At 36.1% G+C, this 24,224-nt stretch carries 22 protein-coding genes; 1 reads left to right on the forward strand and 21 read right to left on the reverse strand.

Annotated features, from left to right (window positions below; all coding sequences use genetic code 11):
- Positions 1-119: 119 nt before the first annotated feature.
- The gene (locus B5P42_RS21440) at positions 120-2,063 is read left to right on the forward strand and encodes an elongation factor G (RefSeq protein WP_113735159.1); all 1,944 of its coding nucleotides are present in this window, start codon (positions 120-122) and stop codon (positions 2,061-2,063) included.
- A 68-nt stretch (positions 2,064-2,131) separates the two neighbouring features.
- Here B5P42_RS21440 and B5P42_RS21445 read toward each other — a convergent pair whose 3' ends face one another.
- The 21 genes from B5P42_RS21445 to B5P42_RS21545 form a co-directional block, all read right to left on the reverse strand.
- On the reverse strand, positions 2,132-3,244 hold the full coding sequence (locus B5P42_RS21445; RefSeq protein ID WP_088031471.1) for a cupin domain-containing protein: 1,113 nt from the start codon (positions 3,242-3,244) through the stop codon (positions 2,132-2,134).
- Between the two features lie 14 nt (positions 3,245-3,258).
- The gene (locus B5P42_RS21450) at positions 3,259-3,759 is read right to left on the reverse strand and encodes a DinB family protein (protein WP_088031472.1); all 501 of its coding nucleotides are present in this window, start codon (positions 3,757-3,759) and stop codon (positions 3,259-3,261) included.
- Positions 3,756-4,700 carry a fumarylacetoacetate hydrolase family protein gene (locus tag B5P42_RS21455; protein WP_113735160.1) on the reverse strand — a complete coding sequence of 315 codons (945 nt, stop codon included), beginning with the start codon at positions 4,698-4,700 and terminating at the stop codon, positions 3,756-3,758. Before B5P42_RS21455 ends, B5P42_RS21450 begins: the two co-directional genes overlap by 4 nt.
- Positions 4,701-4,780: 80 nt before the next feature.
- On the reverse strand, positions 4,781-5,338 hold the full coding sequence (locus B5P42_RS21460; RefSeq protein ID WP_078175731.1) for a hypothetical protein: 558 nt from the start codon (positions 5,336-5,338) through the stop codon (positions 4,781-4,783).
- A gap of 55 nt (positions 5,339-5,393) precedes the next feature.
- Positions 5,394-6,623: an FAD-dependent oxidoreductase gene (locus B5P42_RS21465; RefSeq protein WP_113735161.1), complete on the reverse strand. Its 1,230-nt coding sequence runs from the start codon at positions 6,621-6,623 to the stop codon at positions 5,394-5,396.
- Between the two features lie 55 nt (positions 6,624-6,678).
- Entirely contained in the window at positions 6,679-7,095 is a 417-nt protein-coding gene (locus B5P42_RS21470; RefSeq protein ID WP_044438184.1) for an acyl-CoA thioesterase, read from the reverse strand.
- A 21-nt stretch (positions 7,096-7,116) separates the two neighbouring features.
- Positions 7,117-8,673 carry a class I adenylate-forming enzyme family protein gene (locus tag B5P42_RS21475; protein WP_113735162.1) on the reverse strand — a complete coding sequence of 519 codons (1,557 nt, stop codon included), beginning with the start codon at positions 8,671-8,673 and terminating at the stop codon, positions 7,117-7,119.
- A 108-nt stretch (positions 8,674-8,781) separates the two neighbouring features.
- Positions 8,782-9,960 carry an acetyl-CoA C-acetyltransferase gene (locus B5P42_RS21480; protein WP_113735163.1) on the reverse strand — a complete coding sequence of 393 codons (1,179 nt, stop codon included), beginning with the start codon at positions 9,958-9,960 and terminating at the stop codon, positions 8,782-8,784.
- A 15-nt stretch (positions 9,961-9,975) separates the two neighbouring features.
- Positions 9,976-10,755 carry an enoyl-CoA hydratase/isomerase family protein gene (locus B5P42_RS21485; RefSeq protein WP_044438180.1) on the reverse strand — a complete coding sequence of 260 codons (780 nt, stop codon included), beginning with the start codon at positions 10,753-10,755 and terminating at the stop codon, positions 9,976-9,978.
- An 18-nt stretch (positions 10,756-10,773) separates the two neighbouring features.
- The gene (locus B5P42_RS21490; RefSeq protein WP_113735164.1) at positions 10,774-11,628 is read right to left on the reverse strand and encodes a 3-hydroxyacyl-CoA dehydrogenase family protein; all 855 of its coding nucleotides are present in this window, start codon (positions 11,626-11,628) and stop codon (positions 10,774-10,776) included.
- Between the two features lie 368 nt (positions 11,629-11,996).
- Positions 11,997-13,382, reverse strand: a complete 1,386-nt coding sequence (locus tag B5P42_RS21495) for a glycoside hydrolase family 1 protein (protein ID WP_113735165.1) — start codon at positions 13,380-13,382, stop codon at positions 11,997-11,999.
- Positions 13,383-13,477: 95 nt separating this feature from the next.
- The gene (locus B5P42_RS21500) at positions 13,478-13,798 is read right to left on the reverse strand and encodes a PTS sugar transporter subunit IIA (RefSeq protein ID WP_113735166.1); all 321 of its coding nucleotides are present in this window, start codon (positions 13,796-13,798) and stop codon (positions 13,478-13,480) included.
- A gap of 113 nt (positions 13,799-13,911) precedes the next feature.
- Positions 13,912-15,213 (reverse strand): PTS sugar transporter subunit IIC, encoded by a 1,302-nt coding sequence (locus B5P42_RS21505; RefSeq protein ID WP_113735167.1) that lies wholly within the window; start codon positions 15,211-15,213, stop codon positions 13,912-13,914.
- A 33-nt stretch (positions 15,214-15,246) separates the two neighbouring features.
- Positions 15,247-16,029 carry a histidine phosphatase family protein gene (locus tag B5P42_RS21510; protein ID WP_113735168.1) on the reverse strand — a complete coding sequence of 261 codons (783 nt, stop codon included), beginning with the start codon at positions 16,027-16,029 and terminating at the stop codon, positions 15,247-15,249.
- An 87-nt stretch (positions 16,030-16,116) separates the two neighbouring features.
- Positions 16,117-17,409: a prolyl oligopeptidase family serine peptidase gene (locus B5P42_RS21515; protein WP_113735169.1), complete on the reverse strand. Its 1,293-nt coding sequence runs from the start codon at positions 17,407-17,409 to the stop codon at positions 16,117-16,119.
- 42 nt (positions 17,410-17,451) lie between these two features.
- On the reverse strand, positions 17,452-17,754 hold the full coding sequence (locus tag B5P42_RS21520) for a PTS sugar transporter subunit IIB (protein ID WP_044438172.1): 303 nt from the start codon (positions 17,752-17,754) through the stop codon (positions 17,452-17,454).
- A 261-nt stretch (positions 17,755-18,015) separates the two neighbouring features.
- A complete protein-coding gene (locus B5P42_RS21525; RefSeq protein ID WP_113735170.1) occupies positions 18,016-18,837 on the reverse strand; it encodes a MerR family transcriptional regulator in 822 nt (273 codons plus the stop codon).
- 174 nt (positions 18,838-19,011) lie between these two features.
- A complete protein-coding gene (locus B5P42_RS21530) occupies positions 19,012-21,216 on the reverse strand; it encodes a helix-turn-helix domain-containing protein (RefSeq protein WP_107886682.1) in 2,205 nt (734 codons plus the stop codon).
- A 130-nt stretch (positions 21,217-21,346) separates the two neighbouring features.
- Positions 21,347-22,705, reverse strand: coding sequence for an MFS transporter (locus tag B5P42_RS21535; protein WP_113735171.1), 1,359 nt, complete (start codon positions 22,703-22,705; stop codon positions 21,347-21,349).
- A gap of 278 nt (positions 22,706-22,983) precedes the next feature.
- On the reverse strand, positions 22,984-23,625 hold the full coding sequence (locus B5P42_RS21540; RefSeq protein WP_113735172.1) for an alpha/beta hydrolase: 642 nt from the start codon (positions 23,623-23,625) through the stop codon (positions 22,984-22,986).
- A 21-nt stretch (positions 23,626-23,646) separates the two neighbouring features.
- The gene (locus B5P42_RS21545) at positions 23,647-24,114 is read right to left on the reverse strand and encodes an NUDIX hydrolase (RefSeq protein ID WP_060750394.1); all 468 of its coding nucleotides are present in this window, start codon (positions 24,112-24,114) and stop codon (positions 23,647-23,649) included.
- Positions 24,115-24,224 lie beyond the last annotated feature (110 nt).

Below are 24,224 nucleotides of genomic sequence, written 5' to 3' on the forward strand. Positions count from 1 at the left end.
AAAATGTAAATTACATTATAATAGTAATAATTCAAATGACTGGAGAGTGATTGTAATGCGGCAATACACAAATAGAAATGAGGAAATGAAAATGGAAAATGAAATGAGGATATTTATATATGACAACAATAAATATAGGGATTGTCGCGCACGTAGATGCTGGCAAGACGAGTTTGACTGAGCGTATTCTTTATGAAACGAATGTGATTAAAGAAGTTGGCCGAGTAGATAGTGGCAATACGCAAACTGACTCAATGGAATTAGAAAGACAACGCGGAATTACGATTAAAGCATCTGTCGTTTCTTTCTTTATTGATGATTTAAAAGTAAATGTTATTGATACACCTGGACATGCTGATTTTATCGCTGAAGTGGAGCGATCATTCCGCGTTTTAGACGGTGCGATTTTAGTTATCTCTGCCGTTGAAGGTGTGCAAGCACAAACAAAGATTTTAATGCGGATATTACAGAAATTAAACATACCTACTATATTATTTGTTAATAAAATAGACCGTAGTGGCGCAAATACTGAAAAAGTTGTGAAACAAATAAAAGAGCTTCTTTCAAATGAAGCATGCCCCTTCTACTTTGTAGAAAACGAAGGTACAAAGGAAGTACGGATTATTGAATATAAATCCTATGACGATTGTATGGAACGATTAGCACCATTTAACGAATCATTGCTTGAGTCATATGTAAATAACGAAATAATACCGGATGCACTATTAAGAAAAGAACTCGAAAAGCAAATACAGCAAGCAAATGTGTTTCCTATCTTTTTTGGTTCAGCAATGACAGGTATAGGAGTAACTGAATTACTTAAAAATATTTCAGCCTTAATTCCAGCTACTAAATCGGCACAAGATGAAACATTATCCGGTGTTGTTTTTAAAATTGAACGTGAATCTTCTGGCGAAAAGATTGCTTACGTAAGACTATTTTCTGGTTGTTTACACGTTAGAAAATATGTTGATATTCAGCGTAGTGAGTCTCTACCACATAAGGAAAAGATTAAAAAAATGTGCATGTTTCATAATGGAGATGCCGTTCAATCTTCTACTGTTCAAAGCGGAGAGTTTTGCAAAGTGTGGGGACTTATGAATATTAAAATTGGTGATATTATCGGTAAGCGGACGGATTATATAAAGGATATTCACTTTGCCGAACCACAAATGGAAGCTGCTATTGATGTAGTAGCAAAAGAGCGAATTCATGATTTATACGCTGCACTTATGGAGCTATGCGAAGAAGATCCTCTCATTAAAGTTTGGAAAGACGATGTTCATAATGAACTATACATTCGCCTTTTCGGTGAAGTACAAAAAGAAGTTATCGAAACAACACTTTATGAAAAATACAATTTACAAGTTACCTTTTCAAACACGCGAGTTGTATGTATTGAAAAACCAATTGGCATAGGGAATAGCTTTGATGTAATGGGCGAAAAAGAGAATCCTTTTTACGCAACAATCGGTTTCAAAGTTGAACGTGGTGAACTTAACTCTGGCATAACGTATAACTTAGGTGTTGAACTTGGATCACTGCCTTTAGCATTTCATAAAGCGATTGAAGATACAGTATTTCAAACGTTAAAACAAGGTTTATTTGGATGGGAAGTTACGGACATTATCGTCACATTAACACATACCGGCTATGCAAGCCCTGTTACAACAGCGAGTGACTTTAGAAATTTAACACCACTCGTATTAATGGATGCTTTAAAACAAGCTGAAACTTGTGTATATGAACCATTAAATGAATTCGAATTAACTGTTCCTGAGCACGCAATTAGTACCGCAATGTATAAACTAGCTGCCATCCCAGCAACTTTCGCAGAGCCTATATTGCATAATGATTCTTATCACTTAACTGGATCGTTACCTATTGCGAAAACAGAGAATTTTAAACGAATGCTCCATTCATTTACAGAAGGAGAAGGTATCTTCACAACAAAGCCAACTGGTTTCACAAAGCTGACGGCTCCCTTCCCTACTCGAAAACGTGTTGACTTTAATCCGCTAAATCGGAAAGATTATTTACTTCATGTGTTGAAGGCTTATTAATTAACAAATAGAAAAAGTGCCCTCTTGTATGATATTTTCTTTACTAGAGGGCACTTTTTTATACAATATCAAGGTAGAGCTGGTTCAAACTCTCCAGTGATCGTTTGATATCCGTTATTATTCTCATATTCCTGTTTCCGCTCTAACCCGAACTTTTCTAAAATAGGCAGGTCGTTTGTTGAAAATACATAACTATTTTCTAGCGCAACGTGTTCGTGCCATGCCCAGTTTGGTACAACAAAGAAGTCTCCTTTCGACCAGTCAAAGCGAACACCATTAATAATCGTATATCCTGCCCCTTCATGCACATGATAGATTGATGCATGCGTATGACGATGCGCTTTTCCTTTGAATCCCTTCGGCAATTTTTGCATCCAAGCTGCAATCGTTGGACACGCTGTTTCACCGTTCGATGGATTTATATATTCAACAGCATAACCATCGTAAGCATCTGGCTCAAAACGACTTAATCCGTTAAGCGCTGCTTCCGTCCCTAACCATTTGTATGAACTAAGTGGAGCTTTCTTTGCATATCGGTCGGAAATCGGTCGAACCATTCCACCTTCATAACGCTGAGCAGTATAATTGTCCGGCACGTTTGGCTGTTCAATTTTTTCTGGATACGGCTCAAAGAACGTACCGCCGAGATAATAAATGGTCGGAATATCAAGGCAATCCATCCAAATCATCGGTTTGTCACCTGTGTGACCATGTCCGTGCCACAGTCCATTTGGAGTTGTTAAAAAGTCTCCTCGTTCCATGAAAATACGCTCTCCTTGCACAATTGAGTAAGCCCCTTCTCCTTCCATGACGAAACGTAATGCATTTTGAACATGCCGATGTGACGGAGCGGTTTCTCCAGGTTGTATTAATTGAACCGCTGCATATAATGTTTGGGTGGTCGATGCCCATCCCCAAGGTTTTCTATAATTAAGTCCAGGATTTTGAAAGTAGATGGCCCGGCGTTCTCCCCCGCGGTCTGGTGTAAATATTTGTGTCGCCTCCGTTAACTTCTTTTGAAGCAATTCAGATTTCCAAAGGTACGCTTGTGCATGAGGCTCAGGTGTATGTTTCATTAAATCTGGGATCGCGTTCCAAAGTGGTCCGAGATGATATTGTTCTATATCACGATTGAAATCTTGTACGAGTGTACTTTCAAAAAAAGCATTTTTTTCCGCCATTTTATTTGCCCCCTTTATCGCTCATTAAATTTACATAAATTCCGTTCGATTTGTTTATAATGCTTTTCTGTATGTTCTACGATGAGGTGATTCACGATAAAGTCAATCGGCTTATTGTTAAAACGAGGATTACGACTTGGAGCCTGAATATTTAACTCTTCGTCTGTTAATGTGTTTAGTACATTTTCTATGATGAGTGGTATAGAAGACAGCTGCTCTATGACTTCTTCTATAGATTTTTTGTTTATATTCTCTTCTGATACTGCTTGTAGACGTACTCCATCTGTTAAACCGCGGCCCCATACATTTTCATGGTTTACTTTAATATTGTTAATTTCTTTTGCCCAATACGGAATAGCTTCCGCTACATGTGTAATAATTTGCATAATTGACCATTCATCTTCTGAAGGTTTCCAATAGATGATTTCCTCTGGCAAAGACTTAACAATAGTCTTGATCTTATCGATTGATTCATAAACAGACTCGGCTGCGTGGATTTGCAAGCTTTTCGTCATAGTACTGGCACCTCTACTGTTTGTCTTACTTTATTTTCAAGTACGCCTACTCCATCAACTTCAATACGAACGAGATCTCCATCTTTAAGAAATACTTGCGGATTACGTGCAACACCTACACCACCTGGCGTACCTGTTAAAATGACATCCCCTGGCTCTAGTGTCATTAAACCGGATAAAAACGAAACGAGATATTGCACCGAGAATACTAAATTAGCAGTATTAGATTGCTGACGTGTCTCTCCATTCACTGTTAAGACTATTTCCAAGCCAGATGGGTTCGTTAATTCATCTGAAGTAATTAACCATGGTCCGATCGGAGCACTTCCTTCAACTGTCTTCCCTTGAAGCCATTGAATCGTACGGCGCTGAATATCACGATAAGTAATATCATTCGCAATTGTGTAACCAGCTACATATTGGAGGGCATCTCCTTCTGAAATATTTCGAGCACGCTTTCCGATTACAAAAGCAAATTCAGCTTCGTAATCTAGTTGTTCAGAAATCGGGTAATACGGAATATCATCTTCTGGACCGATTACTGTATTGGCAAACTTCGCAAAGATGACTGGAAATGCAGGTAATTCGCGTTTCATTTCCAAAATATGTTCACGATAATTGTGACCTACACATATAATTTTTCCTGGCGCAGGTACTGGAGCTTCTATTTTCACTTCACCTTCTGCAAAAACCAATTTATCTTCATGGTTTTTCATAAGCGCATAAGCGATTGCATCTTTTGCTAAATTCATACTTTCCGTTCCACCTTGTAAAAATCCATTCATATCCTTTGGTATATACGCCTCTGCAATTTGAGCGGCCCGAAGGTTTCCTTCGCTTGTCAATTTCGCTTTAAAAGCAGCATGCAGATCAATCAAATTTCCGTTCTCTAACGCAGCAATTCTCGTTTCTCCATTACGTGTAAAAGTAACAAGTTTCATAGTAATCTCCCTTTCCTTTAAATGAATGAAAATTCTACCCTGAACGATAGTAACGTATAACTTTCCAGCCTTACTCTTTGTTATAAAAGATATAAAGTATTTCCTTCTGGACCAAGTGGTACATGTCCCATTTCTATTAACTCTATAATTGGCAGCAATACATTTTTTTCTTCAGCTAATTCAGCAGCGCATGCAAGAACACTTACATACATCGCATGCCCGACGAGAAATTTCACTGTTTTTTCCTCTCCGAAATGCTTAAAAACTTCTTTATAAACACCATGAAAGATTGCTTCTGGTACTTTATCTACTACATCTACAAGAAGTTTTTCGTTACCAGCGCGTACAATTTTTTCTTTCAATTGATCTGGCACTTCTGCTAGTGCCCCCCATAAAGCATTACCTTCAAAGGAAATCCGCCCGATTGTCTCATGTAATTGGTTTCTTGAAATCCATTTGATTTCATATTCACTAACGTTTAGAGAACTCATAAATTGATCTATTTTCTTCTCAGCCTCTAGATTTTGCTGTCCAATGTTCCTATACCAGTTCATCGTCATTAACCGCTCAATCATTCCATTTGTAGAACGGGCATGAGAACCATACTTTTCTTCATTCATGAATTGAGACAAAACCATTTCTTATCGCTCCTTTCATCTTGTTCTCGTTACTCATCTAATTTTTTTTATAATTTTAATATTTCGTTGTCAGTTCAGGAGGTCCAAATTTCGGTCCGTATGGTCCCTCATCAAGCCATCTTCCAAGCCTCAGAACGATAGATACCATTGAGGCAGCAATGTCGCGTTTCATGTTCATTTCAGGAGAATTTCCCTGAAGGTGATGAAGCGCAGTGGTTGAAGCATCGCGGTTCCATTTCGCTGCAATTCGGCGTTCGTTTGCAGCTGCTTCAATCGCGCACACTCGCTCTTCTTCAGAATGAGATTGTAGTGCTTTCTCAATACCTCTCGCAGCAAGAACAGCATCTGGAATTCCAGAATTTAATCCACGTGCACCAAATGGAGCGAATAAATGCGCAGCTTCTCCAGCAAGAAGAACACGACGTTTTGCATCAGTAAACGAATTTGCCACTACTTGATGGAAACGATAAGAAGACACCCATGTAATCCTCTCCGCATATTTCGCATCCATTACTTTCGGCAACCATTTCTTAGCACTTTCAATATTTGTATAATCATCTGGGTTATCTGACTCAAGCAGTTGTAAATCAATGCGCCATCCACCTTTAAACGGAACAAACATTACATTTCTTCCCTCCATAGCTGGATGCTGGTAATGGAATATTCTTTCTAAAGGAAGTGGATTTATTTCATCTTCTTTTGCATCTACGACGATAAAAGTATCTGCTGTACGGGGACCTTCAAACTGTAATCCCGCTTGCTCTCTTACAATTGAACGTGCTCCATCACATCCAATTACATACTGCGCCTTTAAGATTTCGTCATTTGTGATTGTTACTTCTACTTCAGAGTCTGTAATGTGCAACTTCTTAACCGGGGCATCCCAAAGGAATTCCACGCCCGCTTTTATACATGCCTCATACATATGCTTTTCGATCTCATCTTGATGAAGAGCTGTGAAATGAGGCAATCGGTTAAAATTAAGATTTTCATCCTTACCGTAATTTCGTACATATACTTCTTTCCCTTTATAAAACGTTCGTTTTACAGGCCAAATAATTCCGTTATGAGCAAGTGTGAAACCGAGGCCTTCTGAAGTCTCCTCCAGTAGTTTTAACGAAGCACTGTGTAAATAAATTGCTCTACTTCCTGGACGTGGTCTTCCGAATGAATCTCCCTCTATTACTAAAGTTGATATCCCCTTCTTTTGTAATGCAAGTCCTGCTACAAGTCCTACCGGGCCCGCACCAACAACAATGGCATCATATTTTTTTTCTTTTCCCATCAATATCTCCCCTTTATTAACAATTTCCCATTATGATTTCCTCACTCTTCTTTCTTTAACTCCCTACAGTTTTTATCTCCGGCATCATCTTCTTCCGAATATCCTCAGGTATTGGATGCGCTTTCGCTTTTTCTTTGAAAGAAGTCCATGCACGAGTTTCATAACCTTCTGCTACAACCCGTTCCCCTTTTACAAAAACATGCTGAATTGTAAAAACTTTATTATGCAATTCGTTCACAGTACTTTTCACAACTACTTGATCTTCAAAACGAAGAGGTGACTTAAATTGGCATTTTGCTTCTAGTAAGGGCAAACCAATTTGTTGTTCTTCGTAAAGTTCGGCGGAAGGAAAACCAATTTTTTTAAAATATTCATGAGTTGCTTCGTCCATCCATTTATAAAAATTAGGATAGTACACAATGCCCGCAGCATCTGTATCTCCCCATCTCACTTGAAAAGTATATTCTTCCATTATGCCTTTACCTCCTATCTATCAAACTGTTGGACTAATATTTGAAGATACTTGTTCTCTCAGTTTCAACTTTTGAATTTTCCCACTTGCTGTTACAGGGAATTCATCAGTAAAGATCACTTTCTCTGGTAGTTTATAAATTGCCATTTTCTCTTTAAGATAGAGTTTCATTTCTTCTTCTGAACTTACTTCTCCATTTTTTAACCGTATGACCGCACACGCAACTTCCCCGAGCACTTTATCTGGAAGACCTACAACTGCAGCTTCGATTACTTTTGGATGTTTCATAATGACTGCTTCAATCTCCTGTGGATAAACGTTTAAGCCACCTCTTATAATCATCTCTTTCTTTCGCCCTACAAACCTTAAATATCCTTGATGATCAAGGGTGCCTAAATCTCCTGAATAATACCAACCATCATTATCCAAAACCTGTTTTGTCTGTTCAGGCATATTATAATAACCTTTCATTACTCCAAATCCCTTAACTGCGATTTCGCCCACTTCCCCTGGCGGGAGCGCTACTCTATTTTCATCGACAATTTTCAATGTTACTCCTGGGATAGCCTTTCCAAGAGTTCCTGTTATGTTCTGCTTTGTATCACCATACGAGGTCATCGTAATAGAAACCGTTTCAGTTATCCCAAATGATTGACAAAGGTTAATGCCCATCCGGTCTCGTATCTCCGTCACTGTTTTTGCCGGAATAGGTGAAGCTCCAACTAATCCAGCACGCAATGAAGATAAATCATATTTATTAAAATCCTCTAATTCTAGTTCTTTTATAAACATTGTTGGTACGCCTTTTTGGATGGTTACCTTTTCTTGTTCAATTAATTGTAAAGTTTCTCGCGGACGGAATTTTTCTTGTAGTATCATTCGTCCTCCCATCGCTACTGCACAAAGCATATTAATTGCCATACCGAAAATATGAAACAGTGGTGCTGAAATAATAAATACATCATCTTGTGTACAATGCAGCTCTATTCCTATCGTTTGTGCAGATTGTACAACAGCACGGTGTGTAACCATTACACCTTTTGGGGTTCCCGTCGTTCCTGACGTATATAATATACAAAACAAATCTTCATTCACATTTATATTTACTTGTTCAATATCTATTGTTTCTGTACGCATTAACTGCTCATACGAACTGAGATTCTCTTGCGGAAACCGTACTGTAATAGCTGTTTGTACCATAGTAAGTACTTTTTCAAAACCAACATTCTTTTCAAATTCTCCGGATGCTATTAATAACTTCGGAGCTGAACTTTTCAATATAAATTCAATTTCATATGATTTATATTTTGGATTAAAAGGAACGATTATTGCTCCTAATTTTGCTGCTGCAAAATAAATTACTACTGTTTCGGACCAGTTTGGTAGAGATACGGCGATACGGTCTCCTTTACTTACTCCTAGTCTCTTAAATGCAGTAGCCAAACAATCTACTTCATTTTTCAATTGTTTGTATGTAATTCGTCTCGTTAAATCATATATCGCTTCTTTTTCACCATGAGATGAAGTAACAGATTCTAACAGCTCATACACCGCTAATAAGTTCCTATTCTTTTTCATTCTCTCACTCACTTTCTATCGTCTTACCTACTAGCTCGCGTTTTTTATCCCATACTTATAGCAGGACAAACGATGTAGGAAAACCAGGAAGGACTCTCCCTGGTTTTTCTAGTACAACGCTTCCCAAATCGCTGCAATTCCTTGCCCTCCGCCAATACAAACAGCGGATACCCCATACTTTTTATTTCTTCTTCTTAATTCATAAATTAAGGATAGAGAAATTCTTGTTCCACTCGCAGCAAGTGGATGGCCTATCGCAATTGCCCCTCCATTTACATTCGCTTTATCAAGATCGAACCCTAATTCTTTTTGACAAGCTAAGTACTGCGCTGAAAATGCTTCATTAATTTCAATCAAATCTAAGTCTGCTAAAGTTAGATTCGCTTTTTCTAATGCACTTTGAATAGCTGGAACCGGTCCAATCCCCATATACTTCGGTTCTACTCCAACAACAGCCCAAGAAATGAGCTTAGCAATCGGTTTTAAACCTCTATCATTTGCATAATCACTAGATGCTAAAACAACTGCCGCTGCACCATCCACCATCCCGCTTGCACTACCTGGAGTTACGACACCATTTTCAGCAAAACGGGGTTTTAATTTCGCTAATTTTTCTAGACTCGTATGACGGATATACTCATCTTCATGTATAAGCTGTTCTCCTTTTCTTCCTTTCACTGTTACTGGAACAATCTCTTCTTTTAAATATCCTTTTTCCCTTGCTAAAAGAGCTCGTTCATGGCTAGAGAGTGCATGCTGATCTACTTCTTCTCTCGTTAAGTTATATTTTGCAGCCAAATTCTCGGCTGTTTCTCCCATCGTACATTTACCATACGTATCATAAAGACCATCCCATAACCAATCTTCTAAAGCCGGACCGCCGAGTGGACTTCCCCATCTCATTCCAGGTATTACATGAGGAACTTGGCTCATGTTCTCAGTTCCTCCGGCAAGTGCAACGTCTGCTTCTCCGCAAAGAATATAACGAGCTGCCGTTAAAATAGATTCAACACCAGTTCCGCAAAGACGATTAATCGTCAAAGCTGGGACATGAATAGGTGCTCCGGCTTTTAATCCAACATGCCTTGCCAATAAATGTGCATCTTTACTAGACTGCTGAACATTACCAAATACAACTTGATTAATATCTTCAGCAGATATAGAAGCTTTTCGTATTGCTTCCTTAGCGGCAATTGCCCCTAATTCTGTTGCATTTAATCCTTTGAACGATCCCGAAATTTCAGCGAACGGAGTCCTAGCTCCCTCCAATAAAACAATCTCTTTCATATCCCATTCACCTCATCATTTCCCTAAATAAACTGGTTTTCTTTTTTCAACGAATGCTTGTAATCCTTCTTTACGATCCTCTGTTGCGAACGCATTTCCAAAACAGGTGCTTTCAATTATTAAGCCTGTTTCAAGATCAGCATTACTCCCTACATTTACCGCCGTTTTTAACATTTGAAGTGCTACTGGTGGTTTTTTTGCCAATTTATATGCCCATCCCTTTGCAAACTCAAACAACTCTTCCGCAGGTACTACCTTGTTGACAATATGTAAATCGAACGCACGATGAGCATCAAACATATCTCCGAAATAAAGTAATTCTTTCGCTATACCTTGGCCGACAATTTTTTGAAGACGCTGTGTACCTCCGCCTCCAGGAATAATTCCGAGTCCCACTTCTGGAAAAGCGAATTTTGCTTGATCCGAACAAATACGTAAGTCACATGCGAGTGCGAGTTCAAAACCACCGCCAAGAGCTAATCCATTTATCGCCGCAATAACTGGTTTTGACATATTTTCAATTTTGCTAAATACTGTTCGTGAAGTCTTATTCATTTTATTTACACCGACAAGATCAAGTGCTGCCATTTCATTAATATCAGCGCCTGCGACAAACGCCTTCCTTCCGCTTCCTGTAAGAACGATTACTCGTACTTCTTCATTTGCCTCTAGTTCACCAAATAGAACGGAAAGTTCATGAAACACTTGTGTATTCAATGGATTTACAGGTGGTCGATTAATTGTAACGATCGCAACTCTATTTTCAATTTCACAAATTAAAAACTCATAATTCATAACTTAATCCCCCATTCTTTATTCATAATCATAAAAACCTGCACCTGTTTTTTTGCCGTGTCTACCTGCTCTAACTAGTTGTTTTAAAAGCAGCGGCGGCGCGTATTGATCATTATTTAATTCTTCTTTGAAGTACTCCATCACATGATAACCAATGTCTACACCTGCAAAATCCTGAAGTGTAAATGGCCCCATCGGATAATTAAGACCGAGTGTAACAGCCTTATCAATATCTTCTGCAGAGGCAACGCCATCTTCTAGCAATTTAATTGCCTCTATAAATTGCGGAATCATAATTCGATTCACAATAAATCCTGGGGAATCCTTCTTTACTTCAACTGGTTCTTTCGAAAGCTCTTTAGATAGCGCTTTCAATTCTTTGACTGTTTCATCACTCGTTCGATAACCACGAACAACTTCTACAAGTTTCATAAGTTGTGCGGGATTAAAGAAATGCATGCCCGCCACACGTTCTGGACGGTTCGTTGCTGAAGCAATCTCTGTTATCGACATAGATGAAGTATTTGTTGCAAGTATAACCCCTTCAGGAACGATTTGATCTAGAGCTGCAAACACTTCCCTCTTCAAATCTAACTTCTCTAACACGGCCTCAATAACTACATCCGCATCTTTCATATCTTCTAAAGTTGTAGTGAGCCGCATTCGGTCAAGTGCCTTTTCTTTATCTTCTTCCGTCATCTTTCCTCTTGTAACACTCTTAGTCATAAAACCATTCATACGTTGCATTGCACTATCTAAATAACGATCTTCAATATCATGTAAAATAACTGTAAATCCATTTAATGCAGCTAAATTTGCAATGCCAGAACCCATAGATCCTGCACCGACAATACCAATTGTTTGAATCGACATCTTTCATCCTCCTACTCAACTTTTTTAATATTCTGTAAATAAATTATATCTATATTCAAAAAGTTTTTGTATATACATAGTGTAGGAAATACATATATTTCTTTCATACATTTTGAGGGTATTCATTTCGGTTCAAACTGCATTATTTTCCATTTAGTAAGAGGTACAGTTATTTTTCATATAAAGTGAAACTTTAATCAGTCGGGGTTTACTGGTAGCCCGACTCCCACCTAACTGCTTTGCTCCAGCTGAATTTTGAGATGGGAGTTTTACTGCCCACAAATAGCGGGATAAAAAAGTGCGCACCTCAAAATAAATAATTTTACCTTGAGGTACGCACTCTATGATGTGAAATTCGAAACTATATGCTATCGTTCTTTTCCATTTGATGAAATAACTTCTTTATACCAATAGAAGCTCTGTTTCTTTATTCTTTTTAAATCTTTTAAATCATCTTCATCGCGATTTATATAAATAAAACCATATCTTTTTCTAAAACCTTGATGCGTAGAAATTAAATCGATTGCCGCCCAAGGGCAATAACCAATTACATCCACTCCATCTGCAATTGCCAATTCCATCTGTTCAATATGTTTTTTCAAATAATCAATTCGGTAGTGATCTTTCACTGATCCATCTTCATCTACTTTGTCGTAAGCACCTATCCCATTCTCTGTAACGATAATTGGCAAGTTATAACGATCATTCACTTCTCTTAATGTAACTCGGAAGCCAATTGGGTCGATTTCCCAACCGAAATCGGTTAATTCTAGATGTTCATTATCGTCACCCATGAAGAACCCTTCTTCACCTACTTCAATTTGTTGATCAGCAGCTTCATCAATTACAAAGTTCTCATCATATTCACTAACAGTAATAGAAGAATAATAGTTAAAAGCTATATAATCTGGTTTTGAACTAGATAGAATCTCCATATCTCCTTCTAGAATGACTGGTTCGATATTTTTGCTTTTCATGAAATTCCACGCTATATTGTTATATCTACCATATACAGCCATATCAAGGTATAACCAATTACGAATTGCGTTACAATTTTGAGCTGCAATAATGTCATTCGGCTTACATGTTTTCGGATACACATAACTAATATTTGGTGCTGGACCAATTTTCGCATCACGTATCATCTCGTGACATAAGTTTGTTACCTTTGCCTCTGCTAAAAGCATATGATGATTTTGCTGATATAGCTCTTTTTGAGATACTATCGATGTCCCAACAGCCTGTCCATGTAATATCATCATGTTCTGTTCATTAATTGTTAACCAATTCTTTACCCGATCTCCAAAACGTTCAAAAAGGATTTCACAATATGTAACAAAAGCATCGATAGTAGCACGGTTACTCCAGCCACCCTTTTTCTCTAATTCATACGGCAAATCAAAATGATACATCGTTATTAACGGTACGATATCATGCTTCAGCAATTCATCAATAAGATTGCTATAGAATGTAATACCTTTTTCATTCACTTCTCCCGTACCATTTGGGAGAATTCGAGTCCAAGCTATTGAAAAACGATATACTTTTAGCCCTAATTCAGAAAAAAGCTTCACATCTTCTTTAAAATGATGATAATGATCACTACAAACTGTAAAATCTGACGTACCTTCAGGAATAACTTTCACATCTTGAACAGAAAGGCCTTTTCCATCTTCATTATAGGCCCCTTCTACTTGGTAAGCACTTGTGGAAGCTCCCCATAAAAAGTCTTTTTTAAATGTAGTATTGAGCATATTTACCTTTCCCTTTCAAAAATAGTATTGTTATAGTTTGTTTATCCCGCTATTTGTGGGCAGTAAAACCCCATTGATTAAAGTTTCACTTTATATTAAACTTGTTTCACTAAAAATGTTTCATACACACTAATAAGCTCTTCCGCTATTATTTTAAATCCTTCTGCACTCATTAATTGATCTTCTGCATGTGCTAACAATAAACTTACTTCTACTTTTTCACCACTTGCTTCTTTACTGATTAATCCAGCGTGTGCTCTATGTCCCTGAATAAAGGTTTCGCTGCCTTCTGTCATTAATTGTCTTGCCTGTTCAAAGTTACCCTGTTTTGCTTCTTGAATTGCTTCAATATATGAAGATCGTGCACTACCTACTGCTGATATAATTTGAAATACTACTAATTCATTTTGTTCCATAATGATTCTCCTAACATTTTTTATTTTTATAATTCGAAAAAACAATCAGTGGGGTTTTGTTCATACCCACTGATTACTAGCCCACACCAATTGGGCTTTTGCGGGATACATGATTATTGCTCAGTTGCTGCTTGTTGTTCTGCTTCATAAGCTTTCTTATCTCCCATTTTAAAGAACGGATAGTATAATAGAATTTGAGAGATAATAATTAATACTGTCATGATGAATAGTAACCAACCACCAGAAATATAAGCTGCAAATGGTGCTGGTGTTACCCATGGTAATTCAATAAGTGGATTAAAGTTAGATAAAATCCCTGTAATTTTAAGGAATACGATACCAATTAATCCGCCTACTATTGAAGATGTTATTAATGGAATAAAGTAGATTGGATTTAGAACAAGCGGTAATCCAAAGACAATTGGCTCATTTATATTAAAGATATTTGGAACGATACCAATTTTCCCAAGTGATTTATATTGCTCTGATTTCGCAAATAATAGATTTATTGCTAAACCTAACGTATTTCCTGTTCCACCAATAACGACTGCAAAATGCATTAAAGTAAATGCTAAGTAAGGAATTTCCGAAAAAGGTGTTCCTGAAGCAAAAGCTGTAATAGCTGCCGTAAATAATGGAGCTGTCGCACTATACCATACATTTATGATTGGTGCTGGGTGTAAGCCGAAGAACCAACATATATTCATGAATGTAAAGATAGCAATTACTGACCAAACAGACGATCCAATGAATTTTACAGGTAACGCTATAACTTGACTTACAAAGTTAAAAATATTTTCATATGGCGTATAGCCAAATATTACTCTAATAAAGAAGATAAGCGTGAAAATGATGATTGAAATAAACACAGGATTAATCGCATCAGCTACCATCGGAGGTACTGATTCTGGCAATTTCACTCCAATATTTTTCCTTTTTAATGAACAATACAGTTTACTTGTGAAAACCCCGACAAACATGGCAACGAATATCCCATCACTACCTAAGTACTGATTTAAAATAGCCGGAATCTGTTCTTCTCCTACCTTAATAGACATTGGCATTAAGCATAAGAAACTACCTAGCGCTATAACAGCAGCTGTCATTCCATTCATGCCTTCCTCTTTTGCATAGGAATAAGCGATAATGACAACCATATACACTGCTAACAAGCTTAATGTCGCACTAATCATGTCTTGCATATGCGTATATAAACCAATTTGAATTAAAAATTCTTTCCACCCTTCAAATGGTAGATTACCTAAAATAGCAAATAATGTAACACCGATCGTAACAGGAATTGTCATCATCATCCCTGATGTAATAGCATTTACTACTTTACTATTTCCGAGATAATTTGTTAGTGGTGTGATGATTCGTTCTAGTCCGTTTTTAGTCCCTTCTAACAGGTTCATAATTACCTCCAACTTTTCCATATTTTATTAAGTCTATTTTTTACCTTTTTCTACATAGCTCATATCATTTACAGATTGAACTTTATATTTCCCGTCTTTATACACAACTTTTGAAACACTTGCATTTCCTAACCCATCTTCAACCTCATTTAAGGATTCAGGAGATATTGAATATAACAGGTCCATTAAAGATATACCATGTGATACGACAAGAACTTGACCGCCGCCATCTTCTGCTACTTCTTTTGCAATTTGATCAACTTCTTTTTTCATTCTCTTTGTGACTGTTTCAGTATCTTCAGCCTGTTTACTCTTATCAATCTTCGCTGCAGTTTTTTGCATAATATCGATGTCAAAATTATTCATAAATTCTTCATAGGTCATATTATTATCTTGTGCAAGTTTTTCCCGAAAAGTATGATTTAACTCCCCTTCAAACTCACCGAAACACGCTTCACGCAAATTTTTACTTTGATTGATATTCATATCTTTATTTCCACTATGATCTAATACAATTTTCGCTGTTTCTATTGCACGTCCACTATCGCTACTATATGCCTTTTCAAACTTAACTTCTTTCAACCCTTTCCCAAGGTTCTCAGCTACTACAACACCATCTTTTGTAAGTGGTGCGTCCGCCCAACCTTGTACTCTATCAGTCGTATTTAACATCGTTTTTCCATGTCTTACTAAATAAAACTCAACCGGTTTTTCTTCTTTTTTCTCCTTAACTTGTTCTGTTTTATTAGGTGAACACCCAAATAGAGAAACGGACAAAGAAGCTATTAGGCAGAACGAAAACATTTTTTTATTCATTATGGACTCTCCTTATGGGCTTATAAAAATATGCATGGACCCACCACATGAGTAGAATGATATTTTTATAATAAAGATATTTAAAAATTATTTTGACTGATTAAACAACCATTTTATCATCTCTTTATCCTGCAACGCTGGTACCCAAGAGAAATGTCCCATTGGTTTAACGATTCCAGTTGGATATTCTGTATATTTGACCGAAGAACCACCTAGTTCTTTAATAGCTTGTACAGCATCTCTGCTATATCTCACATCAACCAGCGGATCATCTTCTGCATGAAAGACCCAAATTGGCATATCTTTAATATCCTTGAATACTGAAGTATCTTTCATCGGTTCATATTCACTAACAAGCTTATTTCCCGGCAAATCTCCTATTCCACAAATCGGAACAGCAGCTGCGAAAAGATCCGGGTTCTTCTTAATAACATTCCAAGTTCCAATTCCACCATTGGACATACCAACAACATATATGCGATTTTTATCAATATCATATTTATCAATGGTTTCTTTTAGTAAATTAAACATAGTAGTATAGTTAGGTTCCTCGGTCCAATATGCTGTAAGATTTTCAGTTACCTCAACCTGAGGAGCTAACACATATGCAGGGTTTTTCTTTTGCTGTTCTGGATTAGCCCATGCTACAGCGCCCTCATTTCCTACGACTTGCATATAGTTGTCATTTCCTCGTTCACCTGATCCATGTAAAAATAAGACTAGTGGATATTTTTTGTTAGGCTCTTTTTTAGGCTCAAAAAGTCTATATTGCATTTTGCTTCCAGAAGCATCTTGATATACCCCTTTTTTAAAATCATCTACAACAGGAGTAACTACATTTGAAATTTTATTTTTCTGTTCGGATGCTTTAAAAGTTGCACCTTCTTTTGTTTTAATTTCTTTCGTAAGAGTTAACTTATAATCTAAATTATCTCTTGTACTTAAAAATTTTTCTTCATCAAATGTTGAGGTAGATGCATGTTTATCGTTTTCATCTAATTCGATCACAACGTATTGTCCGTCTTTTGAAGCTTCTGATACTTCAGCTTTATTATTTGTATACACTTTATTTATTTTTCTATTTTGAGGTTTCCCATTCACTTCCACCTCAACTTTGAAACTATCTTTTGTTAATTTTGAGCTATCTATTGTATCTCCAAAGTCACAAACGACGGTAGCTCCTACTTCCCCATACGGAAGAACATTCGTTATAAGTGTTATATCTAAGTCTTTTAAAGCCTTACCTTTGCTTTCTGATGAACATCCTGAAAGTACCAAACCACCTGCCAAGCTCCCTATTACCATACATAAAATTGGAAATTTCTTTATCTTTTTCAGACGATGACCTCCCTCAAAATATGTACTTTTCATAACTGACATAAATCGTATAAAGCTCGTTAATCGTTCCAAATGCAGAAACTTTTAATCACCTAAAATGGTTTTCACTCGTTCAATTACTTTTTTCCCATCTAACATGCCGTAAGCTGCCATATCAATTACTTCAATATGCTTTTCTGGCAATTGTTTTTTCACATTATTTAATGCATATCGAACTTGTGGTCCTAATAAAATCACATCAGCTGCTGGGCCAACATTTTGTGCTTCCGTTAATGCATAAGCATTAATTTCACAGTTATAACCTGCCGTTTCTGCAAACCCTTTCATTTTATTCATTAACATACTTGTAGACATACCTGCATTACATAAAAGTACGATATTTCTCATATTAAAAACCTCCAATATTTATTTTAAGTGCTTTGCATACTCTTCATTTCTGCAAGCGCTTTCTTTATAGGTTCAATATAAACTATGGTCTAAGACTAGGGTCAATAGCTTAATTTAATTAATTCATTTATTTTGTATAAACTTAACTGGACACCGCGTGAAAATTCTTTTGTTCCCAAAAAAAGGTGCATGTAATTGTAGACTGTGTCTAACAATTACATGCACCTTTTTCATTTCCTTCTCTACTTCACATTTACGAGGTCACCTTGCATTATTTGATTTCATAATAGGAATCATAATAATATAATGTTCAACTGTTTTGTCTTGACTCTTTGTTTCACAAACGTATCGACATAAAACATCTCCGTTAAGAGCGTATCCCTGTTCCTGCATAATATGGAATGATTCATCTAATATCAACGATGATAACGGTTCATCCACGTCTTTTTCATATAAATAATTCAAGCACTCTCCCATATGTATTTGAATAACCGAATCATCTATAGGTAATTGACATTCTTTCACCTTTGATTCAGAGATAGCCATTACCCAATAACTGTTATCTATATTTTTCACTCTATATTCTTCAAGTGGAATACATAATGCTGGAGAAACTGTTGGCAAGAAATTCAACCACTTTTTTAATAAGGGATTTGTATATAATGTTCCTTCATTTAAATGAACATGTTTGAGAAAATAATAAGTCTCAGCTTGTTTTATAACCCATCGCTTATCTTCTTGTTTATATTCTTGTAATAAGTTCATAAATTCATTTATTTGCTTTGTTTCTAACTCTAACTGTTTTATCGCTTCATTTTTTTCAGCTATTTTATCATTACATTTTTTCATTATGTCATCATATTCTAAACCGTTAAAAACCGATCCAATTTCCTTAACATGAAAACCCATTTGTCTAAAACTTCTAATTGCTAAAAATACTCCAAAATCCTCATATGTATAAAATCTAAAACCATTATCTTTGTCCTTTTGTGGTTTTAGGAACCCTTTCTTTTCATAAAACCTTAAAGCATCTATTGAAACTCCAAATTCCTTTCCTACTTCTCCTATTTTATATTTCTTCATGTATATCACCTTCAACTCTATAATTCCGTTAAATACCTATATAGTGTAACAAGTTTTGAAAAACAATTATATAAAAATAAAGTGCAACTTTAATCAGTGGGATAAAAGAGATTTCGGATAAAAGTGAAACCTCCTTTTATCAAAATAGCACATCACTGAAAATATAAACTTCTATTATCCTACTACTTCCCCATGCATATCATAAAGCTTTAATGCCATCATTAAATTAAACCTCACTTCCGCATGATTTAAATCAACTGAAATGAGCGATTCAATTTTTTCTAACCTGTACAAGAGAGAACTTCTATGAATAAAAAGTTCTTCTGCAGCACTTTTTACATTTCCATTGTTTTGTAAGAACACATGTAATGTATTATATAAATCAATATTCTTCCCTTCTGAATATTCAATCAGTGGACCAATTTGTTTCTTTACAAAAAGATCTACAGCGGTTGGATGGTTTAAATGATGTAAAATGGCATACGATCCTAGATCTTCAAATAGCGCAAACCCCTGTTTGCGAAAGCGACTATCTAAAATATTTAAAGTCTGTATAGCTTGCTGATAACTAATATAATAGTCTTCCAATTGTTTTGTAACACCGCCAATCCCTAATAAAACACGACAGCCTATAGGTGATGAGCCAATCCATTTTTTTATGCTATAAAACATCGATTCCCAAAATGTATCAGCGATTTTTTTCTGATTTTCAATAGGAACAATTAAAAGTTGCTCATCATTATGGGATACTGCTAAAATGCCTGTCCCGAGTTCTGGAAGACGCGTCTTAATCAAGTCCCATATAAGTGACTTTTTCGCTTGTTGTTCGAGTAGGTTTCCTTTCTTTAATTCTTTCTCATCGAGTGAAATTGATAATACCGCTACTCGATGTTTTTTGAAAAGATTCCATTGATATAAATTAGCATATTGCAAAATATTATCTCGATCCTCAATTTTTTCAGTTAATAATTTACTAATAAAACTGTCTTTCATCTGTTCTTTCGTATCTAGAACTAGTTTTTGTTTAATAAACTGGATGGAGCATATATTTCGGGCTAAATCAACCGTTAATTGATCAAATTCATCCATCCCTCCACTAGATCTTCGTACTGCTAAATAACCTAAAAAATTACCGCCCCCATTAATAATCCAAAACGAAAAACAATAATCACTATTATTCGGATCATTAATTTGGAAAGTATCAGTAAATCTTTGCTTTTTACGTTCTTCTCTCGTTAGTTCAGCTAAATGTTCTGCTAAGCGACTATCCTTTTCATCATTAAATGCTATTGGTTGCATAAATCTATCAAAAATAAATACTGTATCCTGAAACAGACTACCAAGCATTGTTGTAATACCTTCAAAATTATTATCATCGACCGTTTCTTTTAATAAAGCTTGCTGATAATCTAATAGAAAATGAAGACGTTGCTTATGTTCTTTCTCGCCATTATATAATCTTGCATTATCTAGTATAGTGGCCAAATGATTTGCAATCATTTCAAGTGATTTTGAATCTGCCTCCGTAAAAACCCCTTCACATTTCTTTTCAACGTGTAATACCCCAATCGGTTTCATATCAATAATGATTGGAGCAGTAAACTGTTCACCACCAATCGTTTCAAAAAATGGAAAGTGTTCTTTTAATACATATTTATCCTCAACCATAATTTTGTATGGCCTTCTCATTTCTCCATATGATGGTGGTTGTAGGACAAAACAATTTTCCGTCTCGTTATACAAGTAAACACATGCAAAATGCGAATTTGTTTCCATTCCCGCTTTAGAAGTTACTTCATATACATGCTTTTCTAACGGCACATCTAGTGACAGATTTTTGCTAATCCATCCAAAGCCTTCAATCTTTTTCAACTGCGACTCTTTTTGCCTTGCGACAGCTATTGCCACTGCTATATCTTTTCCGAACTCTTCAAATGATATTTCCATATCTAAAAGCGGGACATGATTTAAAAAGGCGACAATACAAAACCCAAAATGCTGGATATCATCTTTTAACGGGACGGTAAACCAAGTCTCCGCACCAGCACTTTTCAATGTTTCAGATAGAAGACACACTTCTGGTTCATCTGCCGTTTGATCCGTTATGCTTTGATATTGTAGTTTGGAAGAACATTCATCAGCATGAAGAGGAAACGCTGAAGCTAAAGAAGTTAAATTTCCACTCCACGCTTTTGGCAAAAACTGTCCTCCTTCATTAATAATTACAGCAACGAAATCACAATGTAATTCTGCGCAAAAGGAATGAGTTAAATACTGAAGCGCCTCTTCTTCCGTATCGATTTTAATAAGCTGGCGTGATGTATTTCGCAAATGATATTCTATTCTTTTCATTAATCTCTCTCTCTTATTACTAGACACGCCCCATCCCCCATTTCACCTTTTCTCTCTATTGTATAAGAAACGTTACACAAAAGAAAAGTAAACATTCCGATTATTCACTAAACAAATACGAATCCCGAAGAAATATATCCTCGGGATTGATCATTCACTATTTGGCTGTAGTTACATTGTTATTTCCACTAACGATTTCTTTTTTCTCTTTATAATGAATCCCATGTTCTTCTTTAACAAACAACAACGCTATACCACCAATTACAGCAGCAGTCGCAATTACCGCAAAATTATATTGAGGCAATAAATGCATGGAAAGAAGAATACCTACCAACGTCGGAGCTACCACACCTCCAAGACGCCCAAAGGCCATTGTACTTCCTACTGCTGTTGAGCGCATATTACTAGGATAATATTGAGAAACGAATGCATTTGACATATTTTGTAGTCCGACAGAAGAAGCGCCAATCACTGAAATTAACAAAAACCCTAAAAACATATTATTTACAAATCCGATGAGTGATAACGCAATTGCTCCACAGAAAAATAATGGGACAAGTACCTTTTTAAATCCGATTTTATCTACTATTGGACCGAATATGAGTGTTCCAACAATAGCTCCAATTTGCATGACTGCCGTAAATGTGAGACTTGATTTAAGATCGTACCCTGACTGCATCATAAGCCTTGGTAACCATGTACTCATAGAGTAAATGAGTACGAAAGCACTGAAACATGAAATCCAAAACATAATTGTACTTACGGCGCGCTTTTCCTCAAATAACTTAACAACCGGAGAACCAGCTTCTTTAGTTGATGGTTTTGTAAATTCAATTGCCACATCTTTACTTAATTGTGGATTTACCTTAGCTATTACTTTTTTAGCTTCTTCTATTTTTCCTTTCATTAAAAGAAAACCCACAGACTCAGGAATACTTTTCATTAAAAACGGGATAAACAATAACGGAATTCCTGCTAACCAAAAAACGGGCTCCCATCCTGCTGTCGTAAGAAGGGAACGACTTGTAAGTGCTGCTGCCATTGCTCCAACTGAATATCCGCAAAAAATAAAAGATACGATAGCAGTTCGAACTCGTTTCGGCGAGAATTCTGTTGCTATAGCAATTACATTCGGCATAACTCCGCCAAGCCCTATACCTGCGATAATACGGAAAACCGCAAACATTACAGGACCGTTCGCAAAACCAGCTAGACATGTAAATAGACTAAATAAGATTGTAGTTACTAGTATGATATTTTTACGACCTATTTTATCAGCTAATAAACCAAAGAAAGCAGCACCAATTGCCGTTCCTATAGCTGTATAACTACCAATTGCCCCTGCTGTAACATCCGATATTCCCCACTCTTTAATGAGCGAAGGTACTGTTGCTCCATAAATAACAGCATCATATCCATCAAATGCAATTACGATAAATAACCAAAATATTAACCAAATATGCATGGAATGAATACGACTCTCGTCTATCACATTCATCGGGTTAATCGATTTCATCTTAATAGCCTCCTTATATGGGAATTTTCCCTTTCTTGTACTCCAACATTCGTAAACGCTTTCAATTACCTCCTCCTAAGTTCCTGAAAATTTTTCTGAATTTTCCGTATTTAAATTGTAATAACTACTATTAAAAATTGTTATCCGCTTTTTATAGGAAATAGAAAAGTAATATTCCTCTTTAATGCGGACGTCGCTTCATAGGCATTAAAATTTGAACATAAAAAAGAGGTGCAATAAGCACCTCTTTTGCATGTAAATTAATAATTATTATTCATTCAATCTTTTATTATTTCTTCAAGTTTCCCTATCATTTTTGCTATAACTGTAATTGAATTCTCTGTTTCAAATTCCCCAACATTTAAAGAATGGTTTGCATTTTTGACAACCTCAATCTTTAGATTCGATTGATCTAATTGCTCAATTTGACTTGCATTGTATTGATGATCTTTGTCTCCCATTACTAAAATCCCGTCGTGATGACTATGTAAGATAGAATCAAAAATCGACTCAAACGTCAGTAAAGGTGTCAATAATATCATTTTTGATTGTAAAAACTCTTCTCTCTTCATTAAATCATTCGCCACTGGGATCGTTCCAAGTGATTTTCCTAAAAACATCGAATCGTTGTATTGTCCACTTCTTAGCAATTTATTAATGATAGGATTAATATCATCCATCATTACTTTCGTTACTTCTTCCATTGGTTTTTCCATTAACTGTCCATCGTAGGAATAATGAATATGTACTACATCTATTTTATTTTCAAGCATTAGCATCGTTGCATAATAAAATAACGGCTTGTCATAATTGTAGCCTGAACCTGAGAACATAAAACAAACCGCACTGGAACCCCTTTCGATATGTGTGTAACGAATGACTTTGTCGTCTATATGTATTTCCTTTTTAGTCCCCTTCACCGTTTTCCCCTCCGGACATGTTTACTTTTGTAAAACGATATGTTCTGTATGAACTGATATATCCATTACCTTTTCTTTTATAAATGCTGGTTGTAAGTTATATGTATCTAATTTTTCTATCGGCACCCACTTAAATATATACCTTCTACCTTCTTCTTCCAAAATATATTGATCCGCTCCATTCGCAGGTAATTCATGTAGCTCTACTTCATAATAAAAACTAATTTCATGAAACTTTCGTTCAGAAAGTGTAAAGAAATTTTCAACTGACCATATTAATCTATTCACTTCAATAGGAACAGCTAGTTCTTCTGCAAGCTCTCGTTTTAATGCATCTTCACTATTTTCTAGCATTTTCACGCGCCCGCCTGGTACGTACCAATAATCTTCGCCTTCATTTTGAAGAATGAGAATCTTATTACCCTGTTTACAAATTGCTCCGACTCGGTAATTAAAACATGTTTCCTCTACTTTAAATGTAAGATCCATCCCAATGCCCCCTATATATTAAATATCGAATTATTACTAAACTATTATGTATATACTGTACAAATAAGATTACTAAATTTTTCTATTCCGTTCAATGATTTTCGAACTTT

This window comes from Bacillus sp. SRB_331 (assembly GCF_003264175.1).
GTDB lineage: Bacteria > Bacillota > Bacilli > Bacillales > Bacillaceae_G > Bacillus_A > Bacillus_A mycoides.